The organism is Kitasatospora sp. NPDC059673 (assembly GCF_042734215.1).
GTDB lineage: Bacteria > Actinomycetota > Actinomycetes > Streptomycetales > Streptomycetaceae > Kitasatospora.
This window is the reverse complement of record NZ_JBHWEN010000007.1, coordinates 42,623-55,103: the sequence shown is the minus strand read 5'-3', so window position 1 is coordinate 55,103 and position 12,481 is coordinate 42,623. Positions and strand designations below refer to the sequence as shown.

At 72.3% G+C, this 12,481-nt stretch carries 11 protein-coding genes and 1 pseudogene; 8 read left to right on the top strand and 4 right to left on the bottom strand.

Annotated elements, in window-relative coordinates; genetic code table 11:
- The first annotated feature begins 57 nt into the window (after window positions 1–57).
- The 6 genes from ACFV18_RS10920 to ACFV18_RS10895 all read left to right on the top strand — a co-directional run bounded on the left by ACFV18_RS10920 (window position 58) and on the right by ACFV18_RS10895 (window position 8,338).
- The gene (locus tag ACFV18_RS10920; RefSeq protein ID WP_380481638.1) at window positions 58–1,131 is read left to right on the top strand and encodes a polyprenyl synthetase family protein; all 1,074 of its coding nucleotides are present in this window, start codon (window positions 58–60) and stop codon (window positions 1,129–1,131) included.
- Window positions 1,132–1,138: 7 nt separating this feature from the next.
- Entirely contained in the window at window positions 1,139–3,097 is a 1,959-nt protein-coding gene (shc, locus tag ACFV18_RS10915; RefSeq protein ID WP_380481636.1) for a squalene--hopene cyclase, read from the top strand.
- 73 nt (window positions 3,098–3,170) lie between these two features.
- Window positions 3,171–3,851, top strand: coding sequence for a 1-hydroxy-2-methyl-2-butenyl 4-diphosphate reductase (locus ACFV18_RS10910; RefSeq protein ID WP_380481635.1), 681 nt, complete (start codon window positions 3,171–3,173; stop codon window positions 3,849–3,851).
- A 3-nt stretch (window positions 3,852–3,854) separates the two neighbouring features.
- Window positions 3,855–4,880, top strand: a complete 1,026-nt coding sequence (gene hpnH, locus ACFV18_RS10905; protein ID WP_380481633.1) for an adenosyl-hopene transferase HpnH — start codon at window positions 3,855–3,857, stop codon at window positions 4,878–4,880.
- A gap of 126 nt (window positions 4,881–5,006) precedes the next feature.
- Entirely contained in the window at window positions 5,007–6,950 is a 1,944-nt protein-coding gene (gene dxs / locus ACFV18_RS10900) for a 1-deoxy-D-xylulose-5-phosphate synthase (RefSeq protein ID WP_380481631.1), read from the top strand.
- Window positions 6,947–8,338 (top strand): aspartate aminotransferase family protein, encoded by a 1,392-nt coding sequence (locus ACFV18_RS10895; RefSeq protein ID WP_380481629.1) that lies wholly within the window; start codon window positions 6,947–6,949, stop codon window positions 8,336–8,338. Before dxs ends, ACFV18_RS10895 begins: the two co-directional genes overlap by 4 nt.
- Here ACFV18_RS10895 and ACFV18_RS10890 read toward each other — a convergent pair.
- On the bottom strand, window positions 8,335–8,610 hold the full coding sequence (locus ACFV18_RS10890) for a DUF6343 family protein (protein ID WP_380481627.1): 276 nt from the start codon (window positions 8,608–8,610) through the stop codon (window positions 8,335–8,337). The two genes, ACFV18_RS10895 and ACFV18_RS10890, sit on opposite strands and share 4 nt — an antisense overlap.
- Window positions 8,611–8,671: 61 nt before the next feature.
- On the opposite strand from ACFV18_RS10890, the gene ACFV18_RS10885 reads away from it, so the two are divergent.
- Window positions 8,672–8,857 (top strand): I78 family peptidase inhibitor, encoded by a 186-nt coding sequence (locus ACFV18_RS10885; protein ID WP_380481980.1) that lies wholly within the window; start codon window positions 8,672–8,674, stop codon window positions 8,855–8,857.
- A gap of 209 nt (window positions 8,858–9,066) precedes the next feature.
- On the opposite strand, the pseudogene ACFV18_RS10880 reads toward ACFV18_RS10885, so the two are convergent.
- From ACFV18_RS10880 to fabG, 3 genes and pseudogenes are all read right to left on the bottom strand, one after another.
- A pseudogene (locus tag ACFV18_RS10880) lies at window positions 9,067–9,321 on the bottom strand (phosphatase PAP2 family protein); the annotation flags it as partial.
- A gap of 672 nt (window positions 9,322–9,993) precedes the next feature.
- Entirely contained in the window at window positions 9,994–10,185 is a 192-nt protein-coding gene (locus ACFV18_RS10875) for a hypothetical protein (protein ID WP_380481626.1), read from the bottom strand.
- Between the two features lie 100 nt (window positions 10,186–10,285).
- Window positions 10,286–11,071 (bottom strand): 3-oxoacyl-ACP reductase FabG, encoded by a 786-nt coding sequence (gene fabG, locus ACFV18_RS10870; RefSeq protein ID WP_380481625.1) that lies wholly within the window; start codon window positions 11,069–11,071, stop codon window positions 10,286–10,288.
- A gap of 484 nt (window positions 11,072–11,555) precedes the next feature.
- Here fabG and ACFV18_RS10865 point away from each other — a divergent pair, with 484 nt between their 5' ends.
- Window positions 11,556–12,380 carry a MarR family winged helix-turn-helix transcriptional regulator gene (locus ACFV18_RS10865; protein ID WP_380481623.1) on the top strand — a complete coding sequence of 275 codons (825 nt, stop codon included), beginning with the start codon at window positions 11,556–11,558 and terminating at the stop codon, window positions 12,378–12,380.
- The last annotated feature ends 101 nt before the right edge of the window (window positions 12,381–12,481 follow it).

The window sequence follows — 12,481 nt, the reverse complement described above, 5'->3', positions numbered from 1 at the left end:
ATCGCACCCGGCCGGCCGCCGTTCGCGGCCGACCAGACGTACCGAGAGGGAACGCACGTGGAGGCACGCACCGGCTCGACGGTCGGGGACACCCTGACGGTCCTGGACCTGCTGGCGCGCGGGCGCACGCTCTGCACGCCGCCGATGCGCGAGGCCGTCGCCCGTCTGGCCGCGCCGATGGACACCGTCGCGGCGTACCACTTCGGCTGGATCGACCGCGAGGGCAAGCCCGCCGCGGGCGACGGCGGCAAGGCGGTGCGTCCGGCGCTGGCGTTGCTGTCGGCCGAGGCGGTCGGCGCGGACGCGCAGGTGGGCGTACCGGGCGGCGTGTCGGTCGAGCTGGTGCACAATTTCTCCCTTCTTCATGATGATCTGATGGACGGTGACGAGACACGTCGGCACCGGGCCACCGCCTGGACGGTGTTCGGCCCGGCGCAGGCCGTGCTGGTCGGCGACGCGCTGTCCACCCTCGGCACCGAGGTCCTGCTGGACGCCGCGGTGACCGGCGGGGCCACCCCGACCGACGCCGCCCGCGCCGTCCGTCTGATCACCACCGCGACCCGGCGGCTGATCGACGGTCAGGCGCTGGACGTCTCGTTCGAACAGCGGGACGTGGTGACGGTCGAGGAGTGCCTGACCATGGAGGGCGGCAAGACCGGCGCCCTGCTGGCGGCCTCCGCGGCGATCGGCGCGGTACTGGCCGGCGCCGACGACCGGATCTCCGACGCGCTCCAGCGGTACGGCTACCACCTGGGCCTGGCGTTCCAGGCGGTGGACGACCTGCTGGGCATCTGGGGTGCCACCGAAGTGACGGGCAAGCCGCACTGGAGCGACCTCCAGTCGCGCAAGAAGTCGCTGCCGGTGTGCGCCGCGCTGGCCGAGGGGGGCGTCGCCTCCCGCGAGCTGGCCGCACAGCTGGCCGACCCGACCGGCCGCGGCGAGGAGAGCGAGCAGCAGCTCGCCGCCCGCGCCGCGCTGATCGAGAAGGCCGGCGGCCGGGCCTGGACGCAGGAAGAGGCCCGCCGCCAGTACGACACCGCCCTCGCCGCGCTCGGCGAGGTGCCCATGGCCGACGAGGTGCGCGAGCACTTCGTCGCACTCGCCGAATTCGTGGTGGTCAGAGAGAGGTGACGTAAGAGTGACAGCAACCGCGGGTGGAAGGCTCGGACCCCAAACCTCAGTTGCAGTAACACGATCTGACGATTCCTCACCCGCGGCGGCGCTCAGCCGAGCCACCGCACACCTGCTGTCACTCCAGCACGCCGACGGCTGGTGGAAGGGCGACCTGGAGACCAACGTCACCATGGACGCCGAAGACCTGCTGCTCCGCCAGTTCCTCGGCATCCGCACCGAGGAGCAGACCCGGGCCACCGCGGCCTGGATCCGTTCCAGGCAGCGGGAGGACGGCACCTGGGCCACCTTCCACGGCGGCCCGCCCGAACTGTCCACCACCGTCGAGGCGTACGTCGCCCTCCGACTCGCCGGGGACCCCCCGGACGCCCCGCACCTGCGGGCCGCCGCCGCCTTCGTCCGGGAGAACGGCGGCATCGCCGCCACCCGGGTGTTCACCCGGATCTGGCTCGCCCTGTTCGGCTGGTGGCCCTGGGCGAAGCTCCCCGAACTGCCCCCCGAAGTGCTGTTCCTGCCCAGCTGGGCGCCGCTGAACATCTACTCCTTCGGCCAGTGGGCCCGGCAGACCATCGTCCCGCTGACCGTGGTCTCCGCCCACCGCCCGGTCCGCCCGGCCCCGTTCGACCTCACCGAACTGCACACCGACCCGGCGAACCCGTACCCGAAGCGGCCGCTGGCCCCCGCGCACACCTGGGACGGCCTCTTCCAGCGCCTCGACCAGCTGATGCACCGCTACCACCGGCACGCCATCAAACCGGTGCGCCGCCTGGCGCTGCGACAGGCCGCCGCCTGGATCGTCGAGCGGCAGGAGGCCGACGGCTGCTGGGGCGGCATCCAGCCGCCCGCCGTGTACTCGCTGATCGCCCTGCGGCTGCTCGGCTACCGCCTCGACCACCCCGTGATGAAGGCCGGCCTGGCCGCCTTCGACAGCTTCACCGTGCACACCGCGGACGGCAAGCGCTGGCTGGAGGCCTGCCAGTCCCCGGTCTGGGACACCTGCCTGGCCGCCATCGCGCTGCGCGACGCCGGACTGCCCGGCGACCACCCCGCCCTGGTGCGGGCCGGTGACTGGATGCTCGGCGAGGAAGTCACCACCCGCGGCGACTGGGCCGTCAAACGCCCCCGGCTCGCCCCCGGCGGCTGGGCGTTCGAATTTCAGAACGACACCTACCCCGACGTCGACGACACCGCCGAAGTGGTGCTGGCGCTGCGCCGGATCGACCACCCCGACCGGGCCCGGCTGGACGGCGCCGTCGAACGCGCCGTCGGCTGGAACCTCGGCATGCAGTCCAAGGACGGCGCCTGGGGCGCCTTCGACGCCGACAACACCAGCAAACTCCCCAACAAACTGCCGTTCTGCGACTTCGGTGAAGTCATCGACCCGCCCTCCGCCGACGTCACCGCGCACGTGGTGGAGATGCTCGCCGAGACCGGCCGCACCCGGGACCCTCGCACCCGGCGCGGCGTCGCCTGGCTGCTGAGCCACCAGGAGGCCGACGGCTCCTGGTTCGGCCGCTGGGGCACCAACTACATCTACGGCACCGGCTCCGTGGTGCCCGCCCTGATCGCCGCCGGACTCACCCCCGGCCACCCCTCCGTCCGCCGCGCCGTCGGCTGGCTGACCGGCCGGCAGAACACCGACGGCGGCTGGGGCGAGGACATGCGCTCCTACGAGGACCCGGCCACCTGGGCCGGACGCGGCGACTCCACCGCCTCGCAGACCGCCTGGGCCCTGATGGCGCTGCTCGCCGCCGGCGAACGCGACTCGGAGACGGTCGAACGCGGCATCGCCTGGCTGACCCGCACCCAGCGCCCCGACGGCAGCTGGGACGAACCGCAGTTCACCGGCACCGGGTTCCCCTGGGACTTCTCCATCAACTACCACCTGTACCGCCTGGTCTTCCCGGTCACCGCCCTCGGCCGGTACGTGCACGACGCCTCGCTCGGCCGGGGCGGCCGACGATGAGCGAACGAAGTGAGGCCGTCATCAAGAGGTGCGCGTGCGCGAAGCGCCTGCCGAGCGCCGGCGAGGTGGGGGCATGAGCGCCCCCCTGCTGGTGCTCTGCGCGCTGCGCCCCGAGGCCTGGGCGCTGCGCGGCGGCGACTGGTCCGGCGCGGTCGGCGGCCCCCCGGTGCTGGCCCGCACCGGCATGGGCCGCCGGACGGCCGGGCGGCGGGCCGGCGCGCTGCTGGACGTCGGCGGCTACGGGGCGCTGCTGGTCGCCGGGTTCGGCGCCGCGGTCGGCCCCGGGGTGCGCCCCGGCGAGGTGATCGTCGCCGACCGGGTCACCGACGCCGAGGGCCGCGTCCATCCGCTGGCCACCGCGCCCGCGCTGGCCACCGCCCTGGAGGAAGCCGGGCTCCGCGCCCACCTGGGCACCCACCGCACCGCCGACCACGTGGTGCGCGGCGCCGAACGGGCCCGGCTGCACGCCGAGGGCGCGCTCGCCGTCGACATGGAGGCCGCCGCGGTGCTCGCCGCCCGCGCCGAGCACGCCCCCGAGCTGCCCGCCGCCGTGCTGCGGGTGGTGGTCGACACCCCCGAGCGGGAACTCATCCGCCCCGGCACCCTGCCCGCCGGCTTCCGCGCCTGGCGGGCGCTGCGGGCCGCCGTCCCCGCCCTCACCGCGTGGCACCGGCAGCTGGCCGCCGCGCCCCGTCCGCCGACGACCACCGAGCCCTCGACACCGCCCTCGACGCTCCCTCAGGAGGCGAGCTAAGCCATGGCCATGCCGCTGCGTCAGACCCTCCGCGTGTCCACCTACCTCATGCAGCAGAAGCTGAAGCGCCGGGACAAGTTCCCGCTGATCGTGGAGCTGGAGCCGCTGTTCGCCTGCAACCTGAAGTGCGAGGGCTGCGGCAAGATCCAGCACCCGGCCGGGGTGCTCAAGCAGCGGATGCCGGTCGCGCAGGCGGTCGGCGCGGTCCTGGAGTGCGGCGCCCCGATGGTCTCCATCGCCGGTGGCGAACCGCTGATGCACCCACAGATCGACGAGATCGTCCGGCAGCTGGTGGCCCGCCGCAAGTACGTCTTCCTGTGCACCAACGCGCTGCTGATGCGCAAGAAGCTCGACCTGTTCACCCCGTCCCCGTACTTCACCTTCGCCGTGCACATCGACGGCCTGCAGGAGCGGCACGACGCCTCGGTGGCCAAGGAGGGCACCTTCGCGGAGGCCGTCGAGGCGATCAAGGAGGCCAAGCGGCGCGGCTTCCGGGTCACCACCAACTCGACGTTCTTCAACACCGACACCCCGCAGACCGTGGTCGAGGTGCTGGATTTCCTGAACGACGAACTCAAGGTCGACGAGATGATGATCTCCCCGGCCTACGCGTACGAGAAGGCCCCCGACCAGGAGCACTTCCTCGGCGTCGAACAGACCCGCGAACTGTTCCGCAGGGCCTTCGCCGACGGCAACCGGCGGCGCTGGCGGCTCAACCACAGCCCGCTGTTCCTGGACTTCCTCGAAGGCAAGGTCGACTTCGAGTGCACCGCCTGGGGCATCCCCAACTACTCGCTGTTCGGCTGGCAGCGCCCCTGCTACCTGATGGCCGACGGCTACGTCCCCACCTACCGGGAACTCATCGAGAAGACCGACTGGGACAAGTACGGCCGCGGCCGCGACCCGCGCTGCGACAACTGCATGGCCCACTGCGGGTACGAGCCCACCGCGGTGCTCGCCACCATGGGCTCGCTCAAGGAGTCGATCCGCGCCGCCCGGGAGACCCTTGCCGCGCCCAAGGCAGGCTGAGCGGCCGTCACACGGGCCGCCCGCGCGACGGCGCGGGCGGCCCACGCCGACAGGCGACCGCGACAGCGGGGCCGCAGGCTGGACACCGACCGTCCACCCACCCGCACCAGCCGTGAGGGGTACGCCATGCCACTGCTGAGCCGGATCACCGGGCCCGCCGACCTCCGCCGGCTGCACCCCGAACAGCTCCCGCCGCTCGCCGCCGAGATCCGCCACTTCCTGATCGACGCCGTCACCCGCACCGGCGGCCACCTCGGACCCAACCTCGGCGTGGTCGAACTCAGCATCGCCCTGCACCGCGTCTTCGACTCCCCGCACGACCGCATCCTGTGGGACACCGGCCACCAGGCCTACGTGCACAAACTGCTCACCGGCCGGCAGGACTTCAGCCGGCTGCGCGCCAAGGACGGACTGTCCGGCTACCCCTCGCGCGCCGAATCCCCGCACGACCTGATCGAGAACTCGCACGCCTCCACCGCACTCGGCCACGCCGACGGCATCGCCAAGGCCAACCAACTGCTGGGCGTCGACCGCTGCACCGTCGCCGTGATCGGCGACGGCGCGCTCACCGGCGGCATGGCCTGGGAAGCCCTCAACAACATCGCCGAGGCCGAGGACCGCCCGCTGATCATCGTCGTCAACGACAACGAACGCTCCTACGCGCCCACCATCGGCGGCCTCGCCCACCACCTCGCCACGCTGCGCACCACCAAGGGCTACGAGCGCTTCCTCGCCTGGGGCAAGGACGCCCTGCAGCGCACCCCCGTGGTCGGGCCGCCGCTGTTCGACGCCCTGCACGGCGCCAAGAAAGGCTTCAAGGACGCCTTCGCCCCGCAGGGCATGTTCGAGGACCTCGGCCTGAAGTACCTCGGCCCGATCGACGGCCACGACATCGCCGCCGTCGAACAGGCGCTGCGTCAGGCCCGCAACTTCGGCGGCCCCGTCATCGTGCACTGCCTCACCGTCAAGGGCCGCGGCTACCGGCCCGCCGAACAGGACGAGGCCGACCGGTTCCACGCCGTGAACCCGATCGACCCGTACACCTGCCTGCCGATCTCGCCGACCGCCGGCACCTCCTGGACCTCCGTGTTCGGGGCGGAGATGCTCGCGCTCGGCGCCGAGCGACCCGACCTGGTGGCCGTCACCGCCGCCATGCTGCACCCCGTCGGACTCGGCCCGTTCGCCAAGGCCTACCCCGGGCGCACCTTCGACGTCGGCATCGCCGAACAGCACGCCGTCGCCTCCGCCGCCGGGCTGGCCACCGGCGGGCTGCACCCCGTGGTGGCGGTGTACGCGACCTTCCTGAACCGGGCCTTCGACCAGGTACTGATGGACGTCGCGCTGCACCGGCTCGGCGTCACCTTCGTGCTCGACCGGGCCGGGGTCACCGGCAACGACGGGGCCTCGCACAACGGGGTGTGGGACCTGTCGGTGCTGCAGGTGGTCCCCGGGCTGCGGATCGCTGCCCCGCGCGACGCCGCCCGGCTGCGCGAACAGCTGCGCGAAGCCGTCGCCGTCGAGGACGCGCCCACCGTGGTGCGCTTCCCCAAGGGCGAACTCGGCCCCGAGGTGCCCGCGATCGAACGCACCGGCGGCATCGACGTGCTCGCCCGCACCGGTCCCACGCCCGACGTGCTGCTGGTCGCCGTCGGCCCGATGGCCCCCGCCTGCCTGGACGCCGCCGCCCTGCTCGCCGCCGACGGCATCACCGCCACCGTCGTCGACCCGCGCTGGGTCAAACCCGTCGATCCCGCGCTGGTCACGATGGCCGCCGCGCACCGGATGGTGGTCACCGTCGAGGACAACGGCCGCACCGGCGGCGTCGGCGCCGCCCTCGCCCAGGCCATGCGGGACGCCGAGGTCGACATCCCGCTGCGCGACCTCGGCGTCCCGCAGGAGTTCCTGGCGCACGCCTCGCGCGGTGAGCTCCTCGAGGAGATCGGGCTCACCGGCACCGGCGTCGCCGCCCAGACCGCCGCCCACGCCCGCCGGGTGCTGCCCGGGACCCGCACCGGCGCCCAGGAGTACCGGACCCGGATGCCGCTGACCGATTGGAGCGAACCAGCGTGACCCAGGCCGAACCGCTCGACCTCGCCGCCCTGCTCGACGCCCGCGGCGGCGAACGCTACGAGCTGCACGCCCGCTACCTCAACCCGCAACTGCCGCGGATGCTGCACACCATCGGCTTCGACCGGTACTACGAGCGTGCGAAAGGCCCGTACTTCTACGACGCCGAGGGCAACGAATATCTCGACATGCTCGCCGGATTCGGCATCTTCGCGCTCGGCCGGCACCACCCCGCCGTGCGGGCCGCCGTCCAGCAGGTGATGGACCTGGAGAGCGCCGACCTCACCCGCTTCGACTGCTCCCCGCTGCCCGGCCTGCTCGCCGAACAGCTGATCGCCCGGGCACCCGGCCTGGACCGGGTGTTCTTCGGCAACAGCGGCACCGAGGCGGTCGAGACGGCGCTCAAGTTCGCCCGGTACGCCACCGGCAGACGCCGCGTCCTGTACTGCGAGCACGCCTTCCACGGCCTCACCGCCGGCGCGCTGTCCGTCAACGGCGAGGGCGGCTTCCGCAAGGGCTTCGACCCGCTGCTGCCGGACACCGCGATCCCGCTCGGAGACCTCGACGCGCTGCGACGGGAATTGAAGAAGGGCGACGTCGCCGCGCTGATCGTGGAGCCGATCCAGGGCAAGGGCGTGCTCGCCCCGCCGCCCGGCTGGCTGGCCGCCGCCCAGCAACTGCTGCACGAACACAAGGCGCTGCTGATCTGCGACGAGGTGCAGACCGGCATCGGCCGCACCGGCACCTTCTTCGCCCACCAGGCCGAGGACGGCGTCCGGCCCGACCTGGTGTGCGCCGCCAAGGCACTGTCCGGCGGCTACGTGCCGATCGGGGCCACCCTCGGCAAGTCGTGGATCTTCGAGAAGGTGTACTCCTCGATGGACCGCGTCCTGGTGCACTCCGCCAGCTTCGGCTCCAACGCCCAGGCGATGGCCGCCGGACTGGCCACCCTGCACGTGATGCGGCAGGAGAAGGTGGTGGAGAACGCCGCCCGGGTCGGCGAGCTGCTGCGGGCCCGGCTGGCCGCGCTGGTCGAACGCTACGAACTGCTCGCCGAGGTGCGCGGACGCGGGCTGATGATCGGCATCGAGTTCGGCCGGCCCAAGTCGCTCAAGCTGCGCACCGGCTGGACGGCGCTGCAGGCCGCCCGCAAGGGCCTGTTCGCGCAGATGGTGGTCGTCCCGCTGCTGCAACGGCACCGGATCCTCACCCAGGTCTCCGGCGACCACCTGGAAGTGATCAAGCTGATCCCGCCGCTGATCATCACCGAGCAGGACGTCGACCGCTTCCTGGACGCCTTCACCGAGGTGATGGACGACGCCCACCGCGGCAGCGGCCTGATGTGGGACTTCGGCCGCACCCTGGTCAAGCAGGCCGTCGGCTCACGTTAGAGCTCGGTGCGGCGGCGGCGTACCACGACCCACAGGTCCGCCGCCGCCACCAGCGTCAGCAGCCCGCAGCCCACCGCGAACACGGTCAGCGTCCCGCTGCTGGGCGCGCCGTGCGGCGAGGCGAAGGCCGCCCAGACCGCGAAGCCCGCCGTGCACAGGGCGAAGAACGGCAGGAACAGCATCGACAGCAGGAAGCGCAGCTTCAGATCGGTGCGTGCGGTGGCCGGCTCCGTCCCGCTGCGCCAGACCTTCGGGGTCTTCGCCCGCCGCATACGCAACCGCCTCCCTCGTACCCTTCCAGCGTAGGACTGTCGGGTGCGGGGAGGCGGGGCGATGGACGACCGGCTGGACGACTATCTGGGGCTGCCGGTGGAGCCCGCGCGGGCGCTGGCCGCCGAGCGCGGCTGGCGCACCGTGCGAGTGCTGGAGCCGGAGGCGCTGCTGACCATGGAGTACCGCTCGGAGCGGCTCAACCTGACCGTCCGGGACGGCGTGGTGGAGCGTGCCTGGGCGGGCTGAGGGCGCACCGGCAGCGGGCGGCCCGCCCAGTGCGCGGTGGCCGGCTGCGGGCGGGGCACCGGGGCCGGCCGGGCGAACCGGCCCTCCCGGTGCCAGACCGCCAGCACCCGCTCGTCCAGCGCGGCGATGGCCGGCTCGGCCAGCGGCAGCGACAGCAGCACCAGTGCCCCCGCCGCCCAGCCGGCGAACACGTCGGAGATCCAGTGGGTGCCCAGGTAGACGGTGGTCAGGCCGATCGAGGCCGCGGTGAGCGCGGCCAGCACCGCGCCGGTGCGCCGCCAGCGCGCCGCCAGGTAGGCCAGCACGCCCCAGGTGACCACGGCGTTGGCGGTGTGCCCGGACGGGAAGATGGTGCCGCCGGAGAACAGCTCGGGCGAGCCCACGTAGTGCGCGTAGTGCGGACCCAGCCGGCCGGTCAGGATCTTCACCCCGCCCACCGTGGCGTTCAGCAGCAGCAGCGCCATGCCCATCACCAGCAGCGGCCGGGACGAGTGTGTGCGGTAGCAGCGCCAGCCCAGCCACAGACAGGCCGCGATCGCGGTCGGGCCGCGCTGGCCGGCGATCACCCAGATGTCCAGGTACGGCAGTGCTTGCGGCCACAGCTTGTACGGGCGCAGCTGCTGCAGCGACCAGTCCAGGTCGACCAGCGGCGAGTCGCACACGATGGCCAGCACCACCGCCAGGTAGAGCACGGCGGTGATGCCGAAGAGCAGAAGGTGCCGCCGGCTGATCGACGGAGGTGCGGATTCGGTCGGCTCGGTGACGGAATCGCGCTCGGACTGGACCGGAAACGTGCGCGGTGCGGTCGATATCCGCGGCACGGGGGATTCGGGCTTGGCTGGCACCCTTCGACATTACCGGCTGGCCCCGGGCGCTTTGGGCTGTACGACCGATCTGTCACCCGCCGGTGATCGGTTGTCCGCACTTTCCCCATACGGGCAGTTCAGTACGCGCGGGGTGGGGCGGTAAAACGGAGCGGAGTGTGCGAAATCACCCTCCCCGCGGCTCCCCAGTGCCGTTTCCGCCGGGTTTCTCCAATTGCCGGGCGGGTAGTGCGAGAACGAAAGAAGCGGCCGATTTCCCGTGACGCAGGTCACTTCCGGGAAATCGGCCGCCTCGTCGAGCGGCGGTGCGACTCAGGGCAGCAGCCGTTCGACCGCTGCCGCGCCCTGTTCCTCCAGGTCCTTCTTCGCCTTCGCGATCCGCTTCGCCGTGAGGTCGCGCCCCGAGGCCATCACCAGGTCCTCGGGGTCGACCGGCTTCTCCGCCCCGGTGTGCAGCTGATTGTCCGGGGTCGGCTTGGAGTCGCTGTCCGTGGTGTCGGTCATCAAGATCCTCCGTGGGTGCGCCCGCCGCGCGGAGGGGCGGCGGGAGGTCTGCACGTCGAGTCTGGACCCGCGCCGGGGACGGCGCACCACGAGACCCGAACTAGTCGAGCGGGCCGCCCGCCACGTAGATGACCTGGCCGGAGACGAAGCCGGCGCCCTCGGAGGCGAGGAAGGAGATGGTGTGCGCGATGTCGTCCGGCACGCCGACCCGCTGCACCGGGATCGCCGAGGCGGCGGCCTGCTTGAACGCCTCGAACTCCATGCCGACCCGGGCCGCGGTGGCCGCCGTCATGTCGGTGGCGATGAAGCCGGGGGCGACCGCGTTGGCGGTGATGCCGAACTTGCCGAGCTCGATCGCCAGGGTCTTGGTGAAGCCCTGCAGGCCGGCCTTGGCCGCCGAGTAGTTGGCCTGGCCGCGGTTGCCCTGCGCGGAGGAGGAGGACAGGTTGACGATCCGTCCGAAGCCGGCGGCGACCATGTGCTTCTGCACCGCGCGGGTCATCAGGAAGGCGCCCTTGAGGTGCACGTTCATCACGGTGTCCCAGTCGGACTCGGACATCTTGAACAGCAGGTTGTCGCGCAGCACGCCCGCGTTGTTCACCAGCACCACGGGGGTGCCCAGTTCGGTGGCGATCCGGTCGACCGCGGCCTCGACCTGCTCGGCGTTCGAGACGTCGGCGCCGACGGCCAGCGCCCGGCCGCCCGCGGCGATGATGGCCTCGGCGGTGCCCTTCGCGTTGGACTCCTCCAGGTCGACCACCGCGACCGCGTAACCGTCGGCGGCCAGGCGGAGCGCGGTGGCCGCGCCGATCCCACGGGCCGCGCCCGTCACCACGGCCACCCGCACCGGAGCTTCGGCGGTCACGGACGTGCTCTGCTCGGTCATCTTCGTACTCGTCTCTCTCGAAGTCGGACGACGGGACCGGCCCGGGCCGGTGACCCGCGGATGAGATTTGAATGAGGTGCGCAGCGCGCAGCGCGGCAACCCTACCGGCGAGTAGGAATTCCGGCCAGGGGCAGCGCCGCAGGTGACGGAGGGTGAGGGCGCGCGGCGGCCGAGTGGGTGAACCGGATTGGTCGTGACCCCGACATAGGGGGGAAATATGCCAACTTTGCCGAACCTGCGACTACTCTGCGCCCCTACCTGCCGGTCCAGGCCGACCGTTTGTATAGTGTGCGCCAGCAGCCACCGGCTGCACGGCCGGCGCGTCCTTACTCACAGCGGGATGCTCACTCGCCGTTACTGCCCCGCTCGGGTGTCCCACACACACCGCGAGCGTGACACCGGGACGGATTTCATGGTGCTGGGGGAGATCCCGACAACCCGCGTGCCCGGTCGACTGCAGCAGTCGCCCGGTCACCTCATCCGCGTGGCCCAGCAGGTGCACACCCGCTTGTGGTCCGAATACGTCGGTACCGAGCTGACGGCTCCGCAGTTCGCGGTGCTGCTGGTACTGGCACTGGAGCCCGGAGCCGACCAGCGAACGGTCGGCGAACGGGCCTCGCTCGACAAGGCGACGATGGCCGAAATGGTCGCCCGGCTGGTCCGGCGGGGCCTGGTGCTCCGCCGCAGGGACCCGGCCGACGGCCGTCGCAAGCTGCTGGCCCTCTCGCAGAGCGGCGCTCAGGCCGTGCGCGAGGCGACCGGTGGCGTGGTCAGGGTCCAGCGGACCCTGTTCGAGCCGCTCAGCCCGGACGAGCAGCTGGAACTCGTCCGGACCATGGCACGGATCGCCCGGCTGGAGCCGGCCGCCGTCGCCGTGATGGCCGACGCCCGGCCCACGCTGGACGCCCAGCGGGCCGTCGGCTACCTGATCCGGGTCGCCCAGCAGGTGCACACCAAGCTCTGGTCGGAGAAGGTCGGTACCGAGCTGACGGCTCCTCAGTACGCCGTGCTGGACGCCCTGGAGACCGAACCGGGCGCCGACCAGCGCACGGTCGGCGAGCTCGCCTCGCTGGACAAGGCGACGATGGCCGAAATGGTCAGCCGGCTGGTGCGACGCGGCCTGGTGCTGCGCCGCCGCGACCCCTCGGACGGTCGCCGCAACCTGCTCTCGCTCTCCCCGACCGGCCAGGAGCTGCTGCACCGCTCCACCGCCGGGGTCCGCGAGGTCCAGGAGGCGCTGCTCGCTCCGCTGGAGCCGCACGAGCACGCGTCGGCGCTGGCGCTGCTCGCCAAGGCGGCTCGGCTGTAACGATTCTGCAAAGCGTCGTCCAATTTTTGGGCGGCGATCGCGCTCCGGCGGGCATGCGGCACCGCTCGGGACGCTCCGGAAGGGGCCGACACCACGTCAGG

What these genes read in the sequence shown, in the direction of transcription:
- ACFV18_RS10910 (WP_380481635.1), top strand. Translation starts at nt 3,171, where the DNA reads ATGAGCGCCCCCCTGCTGGTGCTCTGCGCGCTGCGCCCCGAGGCCTGG.
- hpnH (WP_380481633.1), top strand. Translation starts at nt 3,855, where the DNA reads ATGGCCATGCCGCTGCGTCAGACCCTCCGCGTGTCCACCTACCTCATG.
- dxs (WP_380481631.1), top strand. Translation starts at nt 5,007, where the DNA reads ATGCCACTGCTGAGCCGGATCACCGGGCCCGCCGACCTCCGCCGGCTG.
- ACFV18_RS10890 (WP_380481627.1), bottom strand. Translation starts at nt 8,610, where the DNA reads ATGCGGCGGGCGAAGACCCCGAAGGTCTGGCGCAGCGGGACGGAGCCG.
- ACFV18_RS10885 (WP_380481980.1), top strand. Translation starts at nt 8,672, where the DNA reads ATGGACGACCGGCTGGACGACTATCTGGGGCTGCCGGTGGAGCCCGCG.
- ACFV18_RS10875 (WP_380481626.1), bottom strand. Translation starts at nt 10,185, where the DNA reads ATGACCGACACCACGGACAGCGACTCCAAGCCGACCCCGGACAATCAG.
- fabG (WP_380481625.1), bottom strand. Translation starts at nt 11,071, where the DNA reads ATGACCGAGCAGAGCACGTCCGTGACCGCCGAAGCTCCGGTGCGGGTG.